General features: G+C 28.9%; 18 protein-coding genes and 4 tRNA genes. 15 read left to right on the top strand and 7 right to left on the bottom strand.

Annotated features, from left to right (window positions below):
- The first annotated feature begins 1 nt into the window (after position 1).
- From I2E98_RS01800 to I2E98_RS01770, 7 genes are all read left to right on the top strand, one after another.
- Positions 2–2,308 carry a molybdopterin cofactor-binding domain-containing protein gene (locus I2E98_RS01800; RefSeq protein ID WP_195467263.1) on the top strand — a complete coding sequence of 769 codons (2,307 nt, stop codon included), beginning with the start codon at positions 2–4 and terminating at the stop codon, positions 2,306–2,308.
- 546 nt (positions 2,309–2,854) lie between these two features.
- Complete coding sequence (locus I2E98_RS01795) at positions 2,855–3,430, top strand: nucleotidyltransferase family protein (RefSeq protein ID WP_195467262.1); 576 nt, start codon at positions 2,855–2,857, stop codon at positions 3,428–3,430.
- A 109-nt stretch (positions 3,431–3,539) separates the two neighbouring features.
- Positions 3,540–3,614, top strand: a tRNA-Glu gene (locus tag I2E98_RS01790).
- A 3-nt stretch (positions 3,615–3,617) separates the two neighbouring features.
- Positions 3,618–3,691, top strand: a tRNA-Gly gene (locus I2E98_RS01785).
- Between the two features lie 75 nt (positions 3,692–3,766).
- Positions 3,767–3,843, top strand: a tRNA-Arg gene (locus I2E98_RS01780).
- 5 nt (positions 3,844–3,848) lie between these two features.
- Positions 3,849–3,924, top strand: a tRNA-Lys gene (locus I2E98_RS01775).
- A 135-nt stretch (positions 3,925–4,059) separates the two neighbouring features.
- On the top strand, positions 4,060–4,527 hold the full coding sequence (locus I2E98_RS01770; RefSeq protein WP_195467261.1) for a hypothetical protein: 468 nt from the start codon (positions 4,060–4,062) through the stop codon (positions 4,525–4,527).
- 115 nt (positions 4,528–4,642) lie between these two features.
- Here I2E98_RS01770 and I2E98_RS01765 read toward each other — a convergent pair whose 3' ends face one another.
- Positions 4,643–6,337, bottom strand: coding sequence for an ammonium transporter (locus I2E98_RS01765; protein WP_195467260.1), 1,695 nt, complete (start codon positions 6,335–6,337; stop codon positions 4,643–4,645).
- Positions 6,338–6,532: 195 nt separating this feature from the next.
- Positions 6,533–8,626 (bottom strand): glutamine synthetase III, encoded by a 2,094-nt coding sequence (locus I2E98_RS01760; RefSeq protein WP_195467259.1) that lies wholly within the window; start codon positions 8,624–8,626, stop codon positions 6,533–6,535.
- Between the two features lie 418 nt (positions 8,627–9,044).
- Between I2E98_RS01760 and I2E98_RS01755 the strand changes: the two genes are divergently transcribed.
- From I2E98_RS01755 to I2E98_RS01740, 4 genes are all read left to right on the top strand, one after another.
- Positions 9,045–10,361 carry a glutamine synthetase family protein gene (locus I2E98_RS01755; protein WP_195467258.1) on the top strand — a complete coding sequence of 439 codons (1,317 nt, stop codon included), beginning with the start codon at positions 9,045–9,047 and terminating at the stop codon, positions 10,359–10,361.
- A 126-nt stretch (positions 10,362–10,487) separates the two neighbouring features.
- Entirely contained in the window at positions 10,488–11,057 is a 570-nt protein-coding gene (locus tag I2E98_RS01750; protein ID WP_195467257.1) for an ANTAR domain-containing protein, read from the top strand.
- Between the two features lie 163 nt (positions 11,058–11,220).
- Complete coding sequence (locus I2E98_RS01745) at positions 11,221–11,730, top strand: succinate dehydrogenase assembly factor 2 (RefSeq protein WP_195467256.1); 510 nt, start codon at positions 11,221–11,223, stop codon at positions 11,728–11,730.
- 178 nt (positions 11,731–11,908) lie between these two features.
- Positions 11,909–13,108 carry a PAS domain-containing sensor histidine kinase gene (locus I2E98_RS01740; RefSeq protein WP_195467255.1) on the top strand — a complete coding sequence of 400 codons (1,200 nt, stop codon included), beginning with the start codon at positions 11,909–11,911 and terminating at the stop codon, positions 13,106–13,108.
- Between the two features lie 46 nt (positions 13,109–13,154).
- Here the strand turns inward: I2E98_RS01740 and I2E98_RS01735 are convergent, their stop codons facing one another.
- The 5 genes from I2E98_RS01735 to I2E98_RS01715 form a co-directional block, all read right to left on the bottom strand.
- Complete coding sequence (locus I2E98_RS01735) at positions 13,155–13,691, bottom strand: permease (RefSeq protein ID WP_195467254.1); 537 nt, start codon at positions 13,689–13,691, stop codon at positions 13,155–13,157.
- Complete coding sequence (locus I2E98_RS01730; protein WP_195467253.1) at positions 13,688–14,173, bottom strand: permease; 486 nt, start codon at positions 14,171–14,173, stop codon at positions 13,688–13,690. Before I2E98_RS01730 ends, I2E98_RS01735 begins: the two co-directional genes overlap by 4 nt.
- A gap of 132 nt (positions 14,174–14,305) precedes the next feature.
- Positions 14,306–15,253, bottom strand: a complete 948-nt coding sequence (locus I2E98_RS01725) for a patatin-like phospholipase family protein (protein ID WP_195467252.1) — start codon at positions 15,251–15,253, stop codon at positions 14,306–14,308.
- 92 nt (positions 15,254–15,345) lie between these two features.
- The gene (locus I2E98_RS01720) at positions 15,346–15,909 is read right to left on the bottom strand and encodes a chromate transporter (RefSeq protein ID WP_195467251.1); all 564 of its coding nucleotides are present in this window, start codon (positions 15,907–15,909) and stop codon (positions 15,346–15,348) included.
- On the bottom strand, positions 15,909–16,448 hold the full coding sequence (locus tag I2E98_RS01715; protein WP_195467250.1) for a chromate transporter: 540 nt from the start codon (positions 16,446–16,448) through the stop codon (positions 15,909–15,911). The genes I2E98_RS01720 and I2E98_RS01715 overlap by 1 nt, the downstream gene beginning before the upstream one ends.
- Before the next feature lie 440 nt (positions 16,449–16,888).
- Here I2E98_RS01715 and I2E98_RS01710 point away from each other — a divergent pair, with 440 nt between their 5' ends.
- The 4 genes from I2E98_RS01710 (at position 16,889) to I2E98_RS01695 (ending at position 22,408) form a co-directional block, all read left to right on the top strand.
- Entirely contained in the window at positions 16,889–17,695 is an 807-nt protein-coding gene (locus tag I2E98_RS01710) for a cation transporter (RefSeq protein ID WP_195467249.1), read from the top strand.
- Between the two features lie 404 nt (positions 17,696–18,099).
- A complete protein-coding gene (locus tag I2E98_RS01705; RefSeq protein ID WP_195467248.1) occupies positions 18,100–20,631 on the top strand; it encodes an extracellular solute-binding protein in 2,532 nt (843 codons plus the stop codon).
- 1 nt (position 20,632) lies between these two features.
- A complete protein-coding gene (locus I2E98_RS01700; protein WP_195467247.1) occupies positions 20,633–21,547 on the top strand; it encodes a sugar ABC transporter permease in 915 nt (304 codons plus the stop codon).
- 18 nt (positions 21,548–21,565) lie between these two features.
- Entirely contained in the window at positions 21,566–22,408 is an 843-nt protein-coding gene (locus I2E98_RS01695; protein WP_195467246.1) for a carbohydrate ABC transporter permease, read from the top strand.
- Position 22,409 lies beyond the last annotated feature (1 nt).

Here is a 22,409-nt window from a genome sequence, read left to right as displayed (position 1 = left end):
GATGAAATACGTTAATAAGGGGATAAGAAAAAAGGACGCTATGTCATTACTTACTGGTAAGCCAGTTTATACAGATGATATAGCACCAAGTAATTGTTTAATAGTTAAAGTGCTTAGAAGTCCTCATGCACATGCTTTAATAGAAGATATAAATACAACTATAGCAAGTAAAGTACCAGGAATAGAATGTATATTAACATATAAGGATGTTCCACAAAAGAGATTTACAACTGCAGGACAATCTTATCCAGAACCAAGTCCATATGATAGATTAATTTTAGATAAAAGACTTAGATGTGTTGGAGATCCAGTTGCTATAGTTGCTGGTGAAAATGAAAAGGCTGTTAATAAAGCATTAAATTTAATTAAAGTTAAATATGAAGTTTTAGAAGCAGTTTTAGATTTTAGAGAATCTTTAGATAATAAAGTTATAGTTCATCCAGAAGAAAATTTTGTTGTTTTAAATGATTGGGTTAATGCAGATAAAAATAGAAATATATGCTCAAAAGGCGATTTTACTTATGGTGATGTGGACGAAGAATTAAGTAAATGTGCTCATATAATAGAACAAACTTATCATACTAAAGCTAATAGCCAAGCTATGATGGAAACTTTCAGAGCATTTACTGAGCTTGATACATATGGAAGGTTAAATATAACAAGTGCAACTCAAGTTCCTTTCCATGTAAGACGTATATTAGCTAATGCTTTAGATATTCCGAAGTCTAAGATAAGGGTAATTAAGCCAAGAATAGGTGGGGGATTTGGGGCAAAGCAAAGTGTTGTTGCAGAAATATTCCCAGCTATAGTTACAATGAAAACTGGAAAGCCTGCTAAAATGGTTTATACTCGTGAAGAAAGTATGACAAATGGTAGTCCAAGACACGAAATGGAGATTAAAGTTAAATTAGGTGCAGATGAAAATGGTATAATTAAGGCTATTTATATGTATACTTTATCTAATGCTGGAGCATATGGAGATCATGGACCAACTACTGTTGGGCTATCTGGACATAAATCAATGCCTCTTTATAATGGAGCAAAAGCATATAAATTTGAATATGATGTTGTTTATTCTAATACTATGGGCGCTGGAGCTTATAGAGGATATGGAGCTACTCAAGGGTTATTTGCATTAGAATCAGCTGTAAATGAATTAGCAGACAAGCTTAATATTGATCCTATTAAGTTAAGAGAAATGAATATGGTTGCTGAAGGACAAATAATGCCTGCATATTATAACGAACAAGCAAATAGCTGTGCTTTAGATAGATGTTTATCGAGAGCTAAGGAAATGATTGATTGGGATAATAAATATCCATGTAGAGATATGGGAAATGGAAAAGTAAGATCTGTTGGTGTAGCTATGGCTATGCAAGGGTCAGGTATATCATCAGTGGATACAGCTGCAGTTGAAATAAAGCTTAATGATGATGGATTCTATACATTAATGATTGGTGCTGCTGATATGGGAACAGGATGTGATACAATATTAGCACAAATGGCAGCTGATTGTTTAGATTGTGATATAGATAATATTATTGTGCATGGTGTTGATACAGATCAAAGTCCATATGATACAGGTTCATATGCATCTAGTACAACTTATATAACAGGAGGAGCTGTTATTAAAACTTGTGAAAAAATGAGAAAGAGAATTATTGAAGAGGCTGCAAAATCATTAAATTGTCCAATTGAAAATTTAGAGTTTGATGGTAAAAAGGTATTTTCAGTAATTGATGAGAAAGAAATAACATTAGTTGATATAGCTAATAACACTTTAGTTGGTGGATTTAGAACTATAAGCGAAAGTGAGTCACATTATTCAGAAGTTTCACCTCCACCATTTATGGTAGGAATTGTGGAAACAGAAGTGGATAAGTTAACAGGTAAAGTGGATATAATTGATTATGTTGCAGTTGTAGACTGTGGAACTGTTGTTAATCCTAATTTGGCAAGAATTCAGGCAGAAGGTGGAATAGCTCAAGGTATAGGAATGGCACTTTATGAAGATATAACTTATACTGAAAAAGGAAAGATGAGAAATGATTCATTCCTTCAATATAAGATACCTACAAGACTTGATGTTGGTAATATTAGAGTCGAATTTGAATCAAGCTTTGAACAAACAGGACCATTTGGAGCTAAGTCTATAGGAGAGATTGTTATTAATACACCATCTCCAGCGTTAGCTCATGCTGTATATAATGCAACTAAGGTTAATATAAGAACATTACCGATAACATCAGAAAAAATAGTTATGGGGATGATTAGAAAGAATGTTCGTCACATGGAACTGAAAAATTAATGATATAACCTCCAAGAATTTATGTGATTTGCGTTAAGAATTTATATTGTTTTTTCTAGAAAAAGAGCTAAAGCTTCGAAAGTCACTTTGTTCCCTTAAGTGAGATTAAAAATTTTAATTTTGTTAATCGAACTTACACATTCGACGTAAGGAGAAGGTGCTTCCTTTTAAAAGGAAACTCACTCTTCACTATCGTTCAGAGGAGTAAGTTCAGCTAACTAAATTAAAATTTAGAGCTTCACTTAACGCTCTTTTTCCTCCAAAAACAATTAAATTCTAAAACTTAATTACAATATTCTTTCTGGTAATATCATTAATATTTTCTCTTCCACTTGATGAACCGGAATACAACCTTAAAAGTTAATGACTTCTCATACAATATGTAGCAAAACACATAAATTGCAAGGTGCAATGTTATAAGTAGTTATGTGAAAAAAGAAAAAATGAAATATTAATTCTAGGTGAAAATTTCACGTTTTCTGGAAAATAAATATTTCATTTTTTCACTCTTACCTAACGAACAATTTAGATATAGAGGGATGAGTGATGGCGATTAATTTAATACTTCTAGCTGCAGGAAATAGTAAAAGGTTTAATGGAAATAAATTATTGGCAATATATAAAAATAAGCCAATATATATGTATATAGTTGAAAAAGTAGTTAATTTGAAAATAAATAAAATAATATGCGTGACTCAATATGAAGAGATAAAAGAGGCCTTATTGAATACTAATATTAATGTTGTTATGAATAATAATAGTAATTTAGGGATTTCTAGTTCTATAAAAATAGGTATAAATTTTGATAAAAATGCTGATGGATATATGTTTATGGTTTGTGATCAGCCTTTTATATCCATACAGACATTAAATTCAGTAATAGATAATTTTATTAAAGGAGATAAAGGTATAGTTTGTGTTGGGTGTGGAAATAATAAAGGTAATCCAGTTATATTTTCAAAAAAATATATTAATGAATTATTATCATTAGAAGGGGATAATGGTGGAAAGGTAATAATCAAGGGAAATTTAAATGATTTAAAAATAGTAAATATTAATAATAGAATTGAGTTAGTTGATATAGATACTCAGGAAGAATTTGTAAAAATAGCTCAACATTAAATGTTTACATAAAATTTTTTTAAAATTTCATAAAAAAATTTAAAAATAGTGTTGACTTTTGTCTAAAAACACTGTAATATACAAAAAGTAGTCAGTAAGACATACGCAAGGCCCCTTGGTCAAGCGGTCAAGACACCACCCTTTCACGGTGGTAACAGGGGTTCGATTCCCCTAGGGGTCACCATTTGCGGGTATCGTATATCGGTAATACTCCAGCCTTCCAAGCTGGAAAGGTGGGTTCGATTCCCACTACCCGCTCCATTTTATTTGAATAAGAAACTCAGCTATGCTGAGAAAATTCAAATAACTAAATCTAAGATTTAGATTTTCATTTTTGCGTGTTTAGCTCAGCTGGATAGAGCAACGCCCTTCTAAGGCGTGGGCCAGGAGTTCGAATCTCTTAACACGCACCATATTTGGTTTACTAGCTCAGTCGGTAGAGCACTTGACTTTTAATCAAGGTGTCCGGGGTTCGATTCCCCGGTAAGCCACCAAAAAAAGAAACTCAAAAGAGTTTCTTTTTTTATTTTACTTAAAAATAATTAATCTAAAAAAGCTTTTATTTATAATATTGACCAATAAAATTTAAAACTCATACTATATTATGAATTGCTTTTTTAGGAGTTAAAATGAATAGTAAGAGCTATGACGGAAAAGATAATGATGAAAAAGAAAACATAGATAAATATATTACAAGTGTTGAAGTTAGTTTAGGAAATATGGAGAAGGTAGGAGTGGCTTTTTTAGTAGCTGGTTATTCAAATTATATCTATGCTGCTAATTTAGATATATTGGATGCACAAGATAGAAATAACACAGGTGAGACTTCTGAAGAAGCATTCTTATTTAGCCAGAAACTAGTTTTGTTAGGATATATATTGCTATGGATAGTTGCATCAGGAAGAGTAAATATAAAGGATGTAAGTAATATTTATAGAGGGGAAAATAACGATTTGGCTGCATATCAAAATGTTGCTCATTCATACTTAATAAGTGTATTTGCTAATATACTAAGATTTGAAGCCTTTAATAAATTATATGAAGATGTTAAATTACAGCAACAAAATGAAGAAGATGATGAAAAAGATAAAGAATAAAATTTATTAAAATTAATAAAATAAGTACAGATAGCTTAAAGGATAGAAAAGTTATTATATTATTAGTGTTTATATAAAAATAATGCCTGTATCTTATGTGATACAGGCATTATTTTTATTCTTCATCTTGAAGAGCATCATATCCTTCTTCGTTAGTTCTAATTTTTATTACATTTTCTACATCCTCAACAAAGATTTTACCGTCACCAATTTTACCGGTATATAAAGCTTTCTTAATAACCTTAACCAATGTATCTACAGGAATCTTACATACAACAATTTCTACTTTTAGTTGAGGTAACAAAGTAACTTCTAAAGGAACACCTCTATAGAAATCGGTAGAACCTTTTTGCATGCCATATCCTAAAACGTTAGTTACAGTCATACCAGTAATACCTAGTTTATCTAAAGCTACCTTTAATCTTTCAAATCTATCTTGTTTAGTTAATACAACAACTTTAGTAAATTTAGCATCTGATTTAGATGTATTGTAAACTACTGGTATTGTATCTGTATTATCAGATGGAATAGTATCAGGTACAGTAGATGCAGAACCTTCAGCTAATGCCATATTAGCAAAAGGTGATGTTATAGGCATAAAGTCAGCATAACTACTTTCAAGGCCATGTTCTTTTTTATCAAGACCTTCAATTTCTTCTTCAGTAGAAACACGAAGACCAACGGTGTGTTTAATTGCTAAGAATATAATAGTCATAGTAATAGCAACCCAAGCAATAACACATAAAACACCAAATATTTGAGTGCCTAAGAATTTAAATCCACCACCATAAAATAATCCACCATCAATAGCAAAGAATCCAGTTAATATAGTACCAAGGGCGCCACATACACCATGTACAGAGACTGCACCAACAGGATCATCTATTTTAAGTTTCTTTTCTATAAATTCAACAGCAAATACAACAGCAATACCAGCTATAAGGCCTATAAAGAAAGCACCAAAAGGATTAACCATATCACAACCAGCTGTAATAGCGACAAGGCCTGCTAATGAACCATTTAAGGTCATAGAAACATCAGGTTTTTTATATCTAAGCCAAGTTATTATCATAACTGTTACAGTAGATGTTGCTGCAGCTATGTTAGTAGTCATAAAAATAGTACTTGCAGATAATATTGAAGCATCACCTGTCATTGAAACAGTAGAACAACCATTAAATCCAAACCAAGCAAACCAAAGAATAAATACGCCTAAGGCACCTAAAGTTAAGCTATGTCCAGGTATAGCATGAGCACTTCCATCATTGGAATACTTTCCAATACGAGGACCTAGAATTTTAGCACCAATTAAAGCAGCAATACCACCAACCATATGAACTGCAGTAGAACCAGCAAAATCATGGAATCCCATTTGAGATAAGAAACCACCGCCCCAAATCCAATGACCAGAAATAGGATAAATAAAGGCACTAATTATTAAACTGTACAAGCAATAAGCTGAAAATTTAGTTCTTTCTGCCATAGCTCCAGAAACTATGGTAGCAGCAGTGGCACAGAAAACTGTTTGGAATATTACAAAAGCAAATGTTGGAATTGAACTACTATAATCACCTTGTATAAAAAGGTCTATTCCTCCGATGATAGAGCCATCACCTGCAAACATAAGCCCAAAACCTATAAACCAAAATACTACAGTACCTATGGCAAAATCCATTAAATTTTTCATTATTATATTTCCGGCATTTTTGGCTCTTGTAAATCCTGTTTCTACCATTGCAAATCCTGCTTGCATAAAAAATACTAGTGCGGCTCCAAGTAATGTCCAAATTGTGTCTAATGCTGAATACATAAATATACCCCCTTAAAATAGTTAGAAGTTAAGAGTTAGGAATTAAATTAATAATATATTGTTATTTATAATTCCGAATATACTTTTAAAACTTATAACTTTATTAATTTATATTTTTATAAAACAATAGGCGTATACATTACTAGAGAGTATGAATCTCTAATGTAAAGTACACGCCATTGTGTAGTAGACTATTTAATTGACACTAAATAAAAGTTCTCCATAGGTAGGAAGAGGCCAGTGATCCTTACCTATTAATGTTTCAAGTTCATCAACTACTCCACGTAAGTGTTGCATATTGATAAATATTGATTCTCTATAGTATTTTGCACTTTCAAGTAAATCAGAATGATTCTTTGCATTTAATACAGATGTTTCTAAAGTATCAAGTTTTGCATAAAGATAATTGCCTAGTCTTGATAAGTCATGAAGCAATTTTTCTTCTAACTCACATTGAAGTGTAGGATTAAGTTGCTTTTTACTATTTGCTATTCCTGCAATTTCACCTTGATAGCTTAAAACAGAAGGAATTATATATTTTTTAACCATATCAATCATAGTTAAAGCTTCTATATGAATAGTTTTACAGTAATTTTCCATTAAAATTTCATATCTTGAATATAATTCGCTTTCAGAGAATACATGGTGTTTAGTAAATAATTCAATGTTTTTACTATGGATGAAATAAGGAAGAGCATCTGGAGTAGTTTTTAGATTTAATAGACCTCTTTTTTCTGCTTCTTCTATCCAATCATCTGAGTAGTTATTTCCATTAAATATAATTCTCTTATGATCTCTTATTGTATTTTTAATAAGAGTATTTAAATCTTCATCAAAGTTATTACTCTTTTCTAAAGTATCTGCAAATTGTCTTAATTCTTCAGCAACTATGGTATTTAAAACAATATTTGGACCTGCAATTGAGAATGTAGATCCTAGCATTCTAAACTCAAATTTATTTCCAGTAAAGGCAAATGGTGAAGTCCTATTTCTATCAGTAGTATCTTTAAAGAACTTAGGTAATACACGAACACCAATTTCCATTTCACTCTTACCTTTATCTATATAGTTTGTACCATTTTCTATTGCTGTAATTATATCTGTTAATTCATCTCCAAGGAACATAGAAACTATAGCAGGTGGAGCTTCATTAGCACCTAGTCTATGGTCATTTCCTGCACTTGCAACAGAAACACGTAGTAAATCTTGATAATCATCAACAGCTTTAATAACTGCCGCTAAGAATAATAAAAATTGTGCATTTTCAGATGGAGTATCACCAGGTTCTAAAAGGTTGACTCCTGTATCTGTAGAAATTGACCAGTTGTTATGCTTACCGCTACCATTTACGCCAGCAAATGGCTTTTCATGAAGTAAGCATGCTAAACCATGTTTGTTAGCAATAGATTTCATAAGTTCCATTGTAAGTTGGTTATGATCTGTAGCTATATTAGTTGTAGTAAATATAGGTGCAAGTTCATGTTGTGCTGGAGCAACTTCGTTATGCTTAGTTTTAGCTAGTACACCAAGCTTCCAAAGTTCTTCTTCAAGTTCTTTCATATAAGCTGAAACTCTAGGTTTAATAGTACCAAAGTAATGATCTTCCATTTCTTGACCTTTTGGAGGTCTTGCACCAAATAAAGTTCTACCACAGAAAACTAAATCAGGTCTCTTTTCATACATTTCTTTATCAACAAGGAAATATTCTTGTTCAGGACCTACAGTAGTTATAACTTTTTTAACGTCATCTTTTCCAAAAAGCTTTAATATACGTAATGCTTGTTTATTTAAAGCTTGCATTGAACGTAAAACAGGAGTTTTCTTATCCAATGCTTCTCCACTATATGAACAGAAAGCAGTAGGTATACATAAAGTTCCATCCTTTATAAATGCATAAGAGGTTGGATCCCAAGCTGTATATCCTCTAGCTTCAAAGGTAGCTCTAAGACCTCCAGATGGAAAACTTGAAGCATCAGGTTCGCCTTGAACAAGCTCCTTACCTGAAAACTCCATTATTATATTTCCATCTTTATCAGGTGAAATAAAGCTATCATGTTTTTCAGCAGTAACACCAGTCATAGGTTGAAACCAGTGAGTATAATGAGTTGCCCCTTTTTCTATAGCCCAATCTTTCATTGCATTTGCAACAACATTGGCAACTTCTAAATCAAGATGTTTACCAGCTTGAATAGTATTTCTCAAAGCTTTATAAGTCTCTTTAGGTAATCTTGCCTTCATAACACTATCATTAAAAACTAAACTTCCAAATAGATTTGGTATATCTTTCATAATTAATAACCCCCCTTAAAATGAAAAAAGGCACCGTGGACATTTTAATAGTCCACAGCGCCTTTGCTGTTTATGTAAGTATTATATGCCTAAAATTTGAAAATGTAAATAGTTTTTTTAAAAAAAGTAAAAATACTTTAAAATGTTAAATATTGATAAAAAGATAATTGTGTTGTATAATATTAAAAATGAACAAAGGCGTTCATCAAATGTTTTTTAGAAGTATCGATTAATCATAAGATAAAATGTTCTTATGATTAGCTATAGACTCAAAAAATTATTTGATGAGCGCCTTTTTAAGATATTAAGATATTTTTAATATAATTGGAATATATATAAAATAAGAATTATGTTATTAATGCAAATGCAAAAAAACATTACAAAATATTATATATTTTAATTAACAGGGGGAAGAGATATGACATATGCAGTTAGAGAAGTATTACAGTTTATTAAAGAAAATGATGTTAAGTTTATACGCTTAGCTTTTTGTGATCTTTTTGGAACGCAAAAGAATATTTCAATTATGCCAAATGAATTGGAGAGAGCTTTTAAAGAAGGCGTTTCTTTTGATGCATCAGTAATTAAAGGATTTGCAGATGTTTCTAAATCAGATTTATTACTATTTCCAGATCCAACTACATTGAGCGTATTGCCTTGGAGACCACAACAAGGAAGAGTTGTTAGATTTTTTTGCGATATAAGGACACCAGAAAAAGAAAAGTTTATTTATGATAGTAGAGATATATTAAGAAATACCATTAAAAAGTGTATAGCAAAGGGATATACTCCTTATATAGGAACTGAATGTGAGTTTTATTTATTTAAAACTGATGAAGAAGGTGAACCTACTATGGTAACTCATGATAAAGGTGGATACTTTGATATAGCACCTATAGATAAGGGTGAAAATATAAGAAGAGAGATATGTCTATGCCTAGAGGAAATGGGAATAAGCCCGGAAAGTTCTCACCATGAACAAGGACCAGGGCAAAATGAAATAGATTTTAAATATAGTGATTCTCTTACAGCAGCTGATAATTTTATAACATTCAAATCAGTTGTAAAGGCTATAGCTGCAAGAAATGGTCTTTTTGCTTCTTTTATGCCAAAGCCAATAGCAGATAATAGTGGAAATGGACTTCATATAAATTTATCATTATCAAAAAATGGTACTAATATATTTGAAAATAATAATAAGTGGGAGCAAGAAAATGTTCAAGGCTTTATAGCAGGAATACTAAGCAAAGCAAAAGAAATAACTGCATTTTTAAATCCTTTAGTTAATTCATATGAGAGATTTGGAAAATTTGAAGCGCCTAAATATATATCATGGTCTCATCAAAATCGATCTCAATTAATTAGAATACCAGCGGCAACTGGAGAAAAGACAAGAATAGAATTAAGATCTCCAGATTCAGCTATAAATCCATATATTGCTTTTTCTTTAATTATAGGAGCTGGACTTTATGGAATTGAAAATTCAATTAAATTGCCAGAAGCAATAAATGAAAATTTATATACTGCAAGTGATGAAATACTAAAAAATATAGATACATTACCAGAAAGTCTTGAAGAGGCATTAAGTATTGCTAAAAATAGTGATTTCATAAAAGAAATAATAGGACAAGAAGTGTTAGATAGATATATTGAATTAAAAGAGAGTGAGCTTAGAGAGAATTTAAATGCTGATGATAAAGAAATAATAAAAAGAAAATATTTTGAATATATATAAAATATTTAGAAGAAGTATGGTTTAGTTAGGAAATATAGTTTATAAATTTAAAGTTAAATAGATGGGAGTTTATATGAGTTTTAATAATAATTTCTAACTTACAGCTATAATAATGGGGGCGATTTATTGGATAACATTTTAATAGTATCGAGCAGTAAAAAGGGAATGGCTTTTTTTACTGAGGTGCTCTCTCAAAACTCCTATGGAGATATTGTTACAGCAACAAATGGTGGAGAAGCTAGAAGGCTTTTAATAGAACGAGATTTTGATTTATGTATTATAAATGCACCATTAGTAGATGAGTCTGGGGAGGAGTTTGCCAAAAATATAGTATCAACGGGAATAGGTCAAGCTATCTTAATTGTTAAAGCTGATATATATGATGAGGTAAGCGAAAAAGTAGAAGGTAATGGTGTAATTACTATAGCAAAACCTATGAATAGAACTATATTTTGGAGCGCACTAAAATTAGCTAGTGCAACTTATAATAAAATGTGCCAATTAAAGAAAGAAAATAATAAGTTGTTACAAAAAATTGAAGATATTAGAATGATAGATAGAGCTAAGTGTATTTTAATACAATATTTAAATATGACTGAAGCTGAGGCACATAGATATATAGAAAAACAGGCTATGGATATGAGATCTACAAAAAGGGTTATTGCAGAAGGAATATTACGAACATATGAAAATTAACTTGAAGGCAGCAGAGAGATTTTTATTAATCTATCTGCTGTTTTTTTATTATAAAATTTGAGATACTTTTAAGATGCGGTTTCTGTATAATTAGAGTAGTCGAGAAAAATATTAAATTTATTAATATAAAAAACAGCTTAAATTCAAATATAGGAGTGATTATATGCTAATTTCAATTAATGAAAATGACTTTAAGGATAAAGTTAGTATTAGATTTAATAATATTACGGAAGGGGTTAATAGGTTTGAAAAGAAAATTTTAGAATCTGATAAGTCTGATGATTTTGAGAAAAGTATAATTGGTTTTTTGCAAGAAGCAGTAAAGTTAAATGGAGTAGAAAATTCTTATGTTGATTTTTACTATAATACATTAGAAGAAGATGAGAAGAGGCGTTTTAAAGAACTTTTAAACTGTGAAGATAAAGAATTTATAAAAAAATTTGAATATGAGAATAGTGAAGGTGGAATTTATTATAATCTAACTTTAGAAAGTATTCCTTTTATAACTAGGATAACAACTCAAGAAGTGTTATTTTCTACTATATATTTTGTAAAAGAGCCTTTTACTATATGGGGAAATTACAATAAAAAGTTTCCAACGTTTTATAAGGAAGAATGTATATGCAATAAATATGAGAATATAGCTAAAATGTTCAATCTAAAAATAACATAATAGAAATAATTTTAAATTAATATATTTAAAAAACAAATGTAAAAATTTATGAAATTATGGAAAAAAAAGGTTGAATAAATAACTTAAAAATAGTAAGATGTAAATAATGGTATAATTTTGAATTGATACTTTATATTTAAAGATGTGGAGTTGAGTTTTTAAGGGGTGAAGTATAAAAATGGAACTAGCTATAAGTGGTGATAGGAAAAGTGATTTAGAATATTTTTTTGAAATTTCATTAGACCTTATGGCTATCATAGGGAGTGATGGTAAACCTAAAAAGATAAGCAAATGTTGTAGTAAAGTATTAGGGTGGAGTGAAAGTGAATTACTTGAACATGAATGGCATAATTTTGTTCATGTAGATGACTTGAAAATTATTCTAAATGCTATATCAGGCGAATCTATAAATGAGGGAGTTAGAGGATTAGAATTTAGATTTAAATGTAAAGATAATTATTATAGATGGATTGAATGCAGTTGTAGGTTTATAGAAGAAAATAAGATATATATTTTAATGGCTAGGGATATAACAGAGAAAAAGAAGATAAAGGAAGAAAAAATCGCTTATGAAAAAGCAATTGAATTGGAAGGTATGAAAAATGAATTCTTTTCTAATATATCACATGAATTTAAAACACCTTTAAACATAATATTAGCAACTATGCAAGTTATAAATAAAAATATAGAAAATAAAAATATCAGAGCAACTGATGAAGAAAATTTAAATAAATATATGAATTCAATTAGACAAAATTGCTATAGGCTTCTTAGATTAGTTAATAACATAATTGATATTAGTAAAATGGATTATGGATATTATGATATTGAACTAGGTAATTATAATATTGTAAGTGTTGTTGAAGATATTACCATGTCTATTTTAGAGTATGTGAATAATAAGGGGATAGAGCTTATTTTTGATACTGAAGTTGAAGAAGAGATAATTGCATGTGATCCAGATAAAATAGAGAGAATAATACTAAATTTGTTATCTAATGCAATTAAGTATACAAAAGATAGTGGAAAAATATATGTTAATATAGGAAAAGATGATAAAAATATTTATATATCCGTAACAGATAATGGTATAGGGATACCAGAAAAAAAACTTAATACAATATTTGAAAGGTATGCACAACTTGATAATAAATTAACTAGAAGATTTAATGGGAGCGGAATAGGCTTATCACTTGTAAAGTCACTTGTTAAAATGCATCAAGGAGATATATATGTGGAGAGCAAAGTTAATGAAGGAAGTAAGTTTACTATAAGACTTCCTATAAGACAAGTTCAAAGTAAGAATAAAAAAAATACTAGTTTAACTAAATCAAAAGTTGAAAAGTGTAGTATTGAATTTTCAGATATATATAATTAAAACTTGAACCTCGCTCTGTTAAATAAAGTAGAGAGAGGTTCAAGTTTTAATTATATTTATTATAAAGTTCATTTAAAGAATCTTTTGACATTAATAAATTAACTAAATAGCTCATTATTAAAACACCAGGAATATCTATTAATAATCTAACTAAAGTAAATTTATAACCAAGTGCTGAAAATTCAAATAATAGTGTTGAGATTTTAATTAAGCACCAAGAGTTCATGAATATAATTATATTTGAAAATTTTGCACCTTTTTTTATTAAAACAGCAGTAAAAGGAAAGGCGGCATACATGGGGCCAGCAGCCACTGAGCCAATTAGCATAGAGAAAAGAACACCAATTATTCCTGATTTATTTCCCATATATTTCATTAGTTGTTCTCGTGGAATCCATAAATCCATTAATCCTAACATAATCATAATAGGAGGAAGAACAGATAACATTTGTAGTATGCTAGAACCAGCAGTATTAATAGTTTCAGTAAATATAGATTTGCTAAAAAAAGATAATATTATAAGTACAAATAGAGAGATTAAAAAGGATTTATATCTTTTTAAAATTTTTATTACAGTATTCATATAAACACCATGATCCTTCCAAGAATAATTCCTACAATAATTGAAAATAGAAATGCAATTAAATTTCTTAAGAATGCGGCTCTTTTACCGATATACTTAGCTTCAAGTGGAAATGTCATGAGGCCAATTAGTACTAAAGAAGAGACTAGTGCACCAACTTGTGAATAGCCAGCACCATTTAAAAGCAATGTATTACCAAGTGAAAAAGCAACGAAAGTAGGCATCATTGTAATTGAACCTATAATATCAGCAAGTATGATACCCCAAAAACCTGAACTGTTACCTAATATTTTAGAAATTGTATCTGTATTAAAAAATGAAAGTAATATTCCTACAGTTATTATTATGCAAAGAAATTGGGGAAGTATATTTTCAAATGATTTCAATCCCAATATAATAGCTTTTTTTGTTTTGCCTTTATCTTTTATAAATGAAACAATTAGCAAAATTATTGCTAGGCTATATAAGATAATTGAGGTCATAAAATACTCCTAAAAATACTTTAGTTATATTTTATGATTTAGGAAAAAATAATGTGAATTATATATAAAAATAATAGCAACGTATTTAAAAGTTTTTATATACGTCGCTATTTAAAGTTGAAGTTAATTGATTTAACCGAAGATTTGATGGTAAGTATCAATATTTCTACATCTAGAAATATAAGATTTAAAATTCCATTTAGCAAGAAAATTTTTTGCACAATCATAGCCAGAATTAAATAGTTTTATATATTCATCTTTAGAAATGTTAAAGTCTACAGTACCAACATCATAGGTCCTAATTTTTATAGTTCTTACTGAATCTTTGTTATTTAAAAAGGCTTCATCATCTTTAGTAAGAATAGTGTCAATTACATCACAAGAGTAAGTTATTAAGTTACTTTTACTTGGGCTAACTGTTTTTAAATTATTATTACTAATTAGCTTTAGCCCAAAGGTTGGCCAACGAGGATTGTTTTCAACATCAAAAAGCCAAATTGGAAAGTTACTTAGTAATCCACCGTCAACTATAAAACTTGAATTTTTACCATTCTTAAGAATTACAGGATTAAAATAAAAGGGAATGCTAATACTCATTCTTACAGCTTTAGCAATACTAAATTCTAATGGATCAATATCATATTTTACTAAATCATCAGGAAGAATAAGTAATCTTTTATTTGTAATATCAGAAGCAATTACCTTAAGAGGACTAATTCCATTTATAGATATATCTTTAAATTTAGTTTTCCCTTTAGCTTTATACAATTTATTTAAGTATTCTTCTATGTTGTTACCAGAAAATAACCCTTTATTCTTAAATAGACTTACAGTTGGGCCTATAAGAGGCAATAAATTTAATTTGTTTTTTACATAAAAGTCTTTAAAATCTAGATTCAAAAGCATATTTTTTAGATCTTTTCCTGTATATCCTACTGCTAATAAGGAAGTTACTATAGCACCAGCTGATGTGCCAGCAAATCTTTCAAAGGTATACCCTTGTTCTTCTAGATAATAAATTGCGCCTAAGAGTGCAATTCCTTTTACTCCACCACCTTCACAAACTATATCAGCTTTCATTTATTCACCACCTAATATATTAAAACTAATATATTATATGATTTAAATAATAATTGGTATTATAATACTGAAAATATATAATACACTGTTTATTAAAATTTAAATAGTATTCCTATAATAGCAGCACTTGCTATATAAACGATAGGATGCTTTTTGAATTTTGATATAGCAAATATAAGTATTATTAATAACACAGTAGATTTAATATTAATTAAATCTAACAGTTTATGAGTAACATTAAATTTATCTAAAGCTAATATTGAAACTTTAAATACTTGATAACCGGCAGCGGCAATAAGAGCAGCAACAGCAGGTCTTAAGCCATAAAATATTGATTCAACTGCACTACTTTCTTTGAATTTGTTTAAGAAATGAGCAATTATAATAATAACTATGACAGATGGGGTAACTAAACCTAATGTAGCAATTATTCCACCTAATATTCCAGAGGCACGGAAGCCAGCAAAAGTGGCCATATTAACACCAATAGCACCAGGAGTTGATTGTGATACAGCAATCATATCCATTAACATTTTTTGATCAAACCAATTATATTTATCAGCTAGTTCATATAAAAATGGAATAGTAGAAAGTCCACCACCAACAGAAAATAAACCAACCTTAAAAAATTCTAAAAATAAAGTTAAGTATATCATTACTTTTTACCTCCTATAGACTTAGAAATAAATCCAGTTAATCCAGCTGCTATTACTACGTAAACAGGAGATAAACCTATGAATGCAGATATTATAAAAGTAATGATAGCAATTATAGCTCCTAAATAATCTTTAATAGATGATTTTAATAATTTAATTACCGTAGTAATTATTAAGGCAACTACAGCAACTCTTATTCCTGCAAAAGCACTTTGTACTATAGCCAGATCAGCAAAGCTTTGAAGGAAAGAAGCAATAATTAATATTATGATTAGTGATGGAAAAATCACACCTAAAGTAGCAACTATTCCTCCAACAATACCTTTAAGTTTAAAACCTATAAATGTAGCCGTGTTAACAGCAATTACCCCAGGGGTACATTGACCAACAGCATAATAATCTAAAATTTCTTTTTCTGTCGACCACTTTTTATTTTCAACAATTTCCCTTTGTATTAAAGGAAGCATTGCATAGCCGCCACCAAAGGTAAGGGCTCCAATTTTGCAAAAAGTCCAAAATAAATCAAATAATTCTTTCATTTGTGAATAATCTCCTTTATAAAAATAAGTTCCACTTGATATTATATACTTATTTTCTAACAACATATAGTTAAAGTTTTCTAATAAAAAAATGCAATATTTAATAGCTATAAATATTTAGTAAGTCATTAAATTGAAAATAAAATGTTAAAAAAATATTTAAATAGGTACATTTTAAATAAAAATAGGTACATTTAAGCTATTTTCAAAATTTTACATATGGATAAATGGATATATTAGTTGCAATTTCTCAGCATTTTAATCATTACAAAAATTAATTTATTGGTATATTATATAAATATCTAGTTTAGAAAATTTAAAAAATAAGAATAGAGGTGAGAATAATGAAACTAGAGAATAAAATATTAAAAATATCTGTAGTAGGTGCGTTATTCTTTGCACTATTTGGTATTGCATGGGGTTGAGCGATAGATTCTGATATGATTATATTCGATGGATTATACTCATTTATCAGTGTAATATTATCAATGTTATCTCTTTATATTAATAATTATATGGCTAAGAGAGATTTTGAAAAATTTCCTTTTGGTAAACATATTTTAGAACCAATAGTTATTTCAATAAAATCATTAATAATAGCAATTATGTGTTTATATTCATTAATAGGAGCAGTAAAAACAATAGCTAGTGGTGGAAATAATTTAGAGATTGGTTTAGCACTTATATATTCAATTGTGTCAGTAATAGGTTGTGGAGCAATTTCTTTTTATATGAAAATTAAGGAGAAAAAGTTGTCATCAGAGCTTATCAAGGCTGAATCAACTCAATGGTTTATGGATACAGCATTAAGTGCAGCAGTATTAGTTGCTTTTTTAATAGCAATGTTATTGGAAAATACTAAATTAAACTTTTTAAATTCATATGTTGATCCATTTATGACATTAATAGTATCTATATTATGTATTAGAATACCTATAAGGAGTTTTATAGAAAGTTTTAAAGAAGTAATATGTGTAAAAGCAGATGATGAAATAAATGATGATATTTATGTATTGGTTAAAGAAATTGAAGAAGAGTATAATTTTGAAGAATCAATAACAAGGGTATCTAAGGTTGGACGTGAACTTAGAATTGAAATTGATTTTATTTATAATAAAGATAGTAAGCTTAAAACATTAGATCAAATGGATAATGTAAGAGAAGAAATAAATGATGCAATTAAGCATATTGATTATAAAAAGTGGTTGAATGTATCCTTTACAGGAAACAAAAAGTGGGCAATATAAAAGTCAGCAATAGCTGACTTTTTTTAGTTTAATATTATATTGTAAAATCAAAAAAATATGAATTAAATGATAAGTATTTAAGATGAGCTAAGAATTATATAGCTCCTTTTTTATTTTGTAAGATAATATTAATAATATATTAATGTGAATTTAATGAATATAATGTAAAATTTACATATAAAATAGTTAAAAATATAAAACATGGAACTTTTTAGGTGAACAATATGTCTAATTAGTGAAGAAAAATACTATTTTATAATTTATTAGCTTTTTGTTTCTGTAAAAAAATTGTGAAAATTTTGTGGAAATTTACAAAAGTATTTCTGTGGAAAAATATTATAATAAATGGTATTATGAAATAAGATGTAAATAAATTATAAATATTAAATATTATGGAGGGGAATATGGGAATAAGTTTTAAAAGATTACTTTCAATAACCTTAGCCGCAACATGTATGGTAAGCGTTGTTGGATGTTCAAATCAAGGTAAAGGAAAATCTTCAATGGGAAGATATGTTGAGGAGCGATATGAAGTACCAGAAGGAGTTGGCGTACAAAATTTAACTTTATTGGACAAGGATAAGATCGGTATGACTGGATATTCAATGGAGGATGGTAATCCAGTAGCTTTTATCTCTGAAGATGGAGGTAAAACATGGGTTGAGAATCCTATAGAGTTACCAAAGGAAGAAGGTAAAGAATTATATGGCGATCTACAATATCTAAGTAATGGAAGAATGCTATTATCTTATTATTTTCAAGAGCCTTTTACAGAAGTGGAAGATGGAATAATTAATGATTCTATGGTCGGTGAAGGTGAAGTAATTGTTGATTCTATGGTTGCCGAAGGTGAAGAGCAAGATGGATTAGTAGGAGATGAATTTATTTATGAAGAACCTGAATATAAGTATGCTACAGTAGATGCAGATGGTAATTTAACTGATATTGATTTAGATCTTTCAATATATAATGATGATGATTATGACTCAATGGGAATGGGTTATAGCAATTTTAAATGTAATTCAAATGGAGACGTATTCTTTACTGCAGGTAGTAATAATGAAAAAGTAGTTCAATTTGATGGTGAAACTTTTGAAGAAAAGAATATATATGAAGGAGGAGAATGGATAAATGACTTTTTCTTAGTTGGTGATTCATTATTTATATATGAATTTGATTCAATAGTAGAATATGATACTACTAATGGAAAAGAAAAAGGAAATTTAAAAGCCTTAGAAAAAGCAACATTAGATGAAAATTCTAATTACTATCCAACTTTCCTTAATTCAGGAAGTAAGGATAAAATATATTATTATAATACTTTAGGTTTATATGAGTATGATATGAAAAGTAAAAAGGTAAATCAATTAGTTGATTCTGCAATTTCATCTTTTGGTGATGGAGAAATGTATATACAATCATTTATTGAAAAAAGTAATGGCGAATTTTTAACTGTATTTGGTAATTGGTCTAATGGTGGATCAGGATCTGAAATTATTAATTTTGCTTATGATGCAAATATACCATCAGTTCCAGAAAATCAACTTGTAGTATATTCATTATTAGAAAATTATTCAATTAGACAAGCTATTTCAAGATATGCAAAAGAACATCCAGATACTTATGTTAAATATGAAATTGGCTTAAATTATGATGATGGAACAACTCAATCAGATGCACTTAAAACTTTGAATACTGAAATAATGGCTGGAAATGGACCAGATGTAATAATACTAGATGGTTTATCAGCAGAATCATATATTGAAAAAGGATTATTAGAAGATATAAGCGATGTTATAAATCCTTTAGTAGAGGATGGAACAATATTCAAGAATATTGCAGATGTATACACTAATGATGGAAAGATATATCAAATGCCAACATCATTTAAATATCCAATATTATTAGGAAATAAAGAGGATATTGATTCAGTTTCAGATTTAGATTCATTAGTTGAGTTAACAAAAAAATTATCTACACAAAGTGAAAAAAGAATATTTAATGATTACTTTAATGCAAGGTCTTTAGTTTATTCATTATATTATTTATATGGAGATGACTGGTTGAATGAAGATAATACTATAAATGAAGATGCCTTAAGAAACTTCTTTGAAAAAGCTAATGAAATGTATGTGGCACTTCAAGCTAATGAAGAGGCATATATGGCAACTATGGAAGATAAATATTCTCAACTAGAAGGATATGATGAAGAGGTTTCTATAGGTGTTGATAATGAAGAGTATATTTATGATGCAGATAGTGAAGAAGATTATGAGGAGTTATATGCAGTATATGATTTACAACATTATTTAAATCCATCTGTTTTTCCAGCTTCATTTTTGTTTGACAAAGATTCATTATTAGCTTTAGGTGGAATTGATGGAACTTATGATTATATGGATATGATTATGCTTTTGAATAATTTACCTGAAATGGATTATAAGGTTTTAACTAGAGGTGAAGAAAATATATTTATTCCATCTAACATAGTTGGAATTAATGCAAAGGGAAAAAATAAAGAGCAAGCTAGGGAAATCATAGCATCATTAATAAATACTAATTCTAATGTAATGTATTCTGATGGAGGATTTAGTATAAATGCAAAAGAGTTTGAAAATAATTTTTCTATAGAAAAAATGAAAGAAGAAGGATATGAATTAGAATTTGATGAAGCAACAAATCATTATACTAATGGTACAATGGGATCTAGTGATCAGTTTGGAAATATAATTGAAATAACACAATTTTTCCCTAATGATGAAGATGTAAATAGATTAAAAGGTGAAATAGAAAGCTTAAATGTTGGTGCAACAGTAAATATTGAATTATTAACAGAAGTTGCAAAGCAATTTGCTTCATATGCAGAAGGTGAAATATCTTTAGAGGATGCTATAAATACAGTTGTAGATAACTTGGATTTATACTTATCGGAGTAATATGGAAGAGTTAAAAGTAAACAAATTAAAAGAAATAAGAAAAGCAAAAACAGAGAAAATTGAAAAAGAAAAAGTAAAGAAGAAAACTAAATATACTGGTTTATATTTTGTATTGCCAAGTTTAATAGGGGTAGCAGTATTTACACTGCTTCCCTTCTTAGATGTAATTTTAAGATCTTTTCAAAGTGCAATTTCAAGGGAATTTATAGGATTTCAAAATTATACTGAAGTATTCAATAATTCAGCTTTTAAACTAGCAGCTAGCAATACTATAAAATTTGTTCTTGTATGTATACCATTATTATTATCATCATCATTAATAATAGCTGTAGTATTAAATAAATTTACAGAATCATCAAAGGTATTAAGAACGGCATTTTTAATACCAATGGCAGTGCCTATAGCTTCGGTAGTATTAATATGGAATATTGTTTTTCATGAACAAGGATTTTTAAGTGCTATGCTTGATAAGTTTAATATGATAGGTCAAGATTGGATGAGTACAGGGTGGGCTTTTTGGATATTAGTATTTAGTTATATATGGAAGAACTTAGGCTACAATATTATTTTATGGTTAGCTGGATTAAATTCTATATCTAAAGAGATATATGAATCAGCTAAGGTAGATGGGGCAAGTGATTTTCAGTGCTTTACTAAGATAACAATACCATGCTTAAAGCCTACATTATATACGGTAGCAGTATTATCCCTTCTTAATTCATTTAAAGTATTTAGAGAAGCATATTTAGTTGCAGGTGATTATCCAGATAAGAGCATGTATTTACTACAACACTTATTTAATAATTGGTTTAGAGAATTGGATTTTAGTAAAATGGCAGCTGCATCTGTACTTATGGCAATAATAATATTTATATTGATTATGCTATTACAAAGAACATGGGAAAAGCAGGATTAGAGTGAGGTGATTTATACAATGAAGAAAAGGATAGTATTTATTATATTAGTTGCAATATCTATATTTATGTGTTTCCCAGTTATATTTTTATTGGCAGGATCTTTTATGAGTGTAGATGAATTAAATACTTATCTTGCGCCAATATTTGCTGAAAAGTCTAAAGAGTATGTAAGTTGGGGATTATTGCCTAGTTACCCTACATTAAGGGCATATGTTGAATTATTATTTGATACCCCTGAGTTTTTTGTAATGTTTTGGAACTCTGTAAAAATAGTATTTTTATCAGTAGCTGGACAACTTATAGTTGGTATTCCAGCAGCTTGGGGATTTGCAAGATATAAGTTTCCCTTTAAGAAAGTGCTATTTACCATTTATATAGTAGTAATGTTAATGCCTTTCCAAGTTACAATGTTATCAAATTACTTGGTATTAGATAAGTTACATCTTCTTAATACCCATGGAAGCATAATATTACCTGCTATATTTTCAACATTTTCAGTATTTATAATGTATAGATTTTTCTGTAATATACCAAAGTCAATTATTGAATCAGCGAGAGTAGATGGTGCTAGTGAACTTGTTATTTTTGCTAAGATAGGTATTCCATTAGGGATGCCAGGAATAATGTCTGCAGTTGTATTACAATTCTTAGAATATTGGAACTTAATAGAGCAACCGTTAACATTTTTAAAAGATAAAACATTATGGCCATTATCAATTTATTTACCAAATATTACTTTAGAAAATGCTGATATAGCATTTACAGCATCTGCTGTAACATTAATAGCAGCTATAATAGTATTTTTCGCAGGACAAAGCTATTTAGAGCAAGGTATTGCAGCATCAGCAGTAAAGGAATGAT

It is taken from the genome of Clostridium sp. D43t1_170807_H7 (assembly GCF_015555905.1).
Classification (GTDB): Bacteria; Bacillota; Clostridia; order Clostridiales; family Clostridiaceae; genus Clostridium.
Note: the sequence above shows the minus strand (reverse complement) of the source record. Positions and strands in the feature narration are given on the sequence as shown.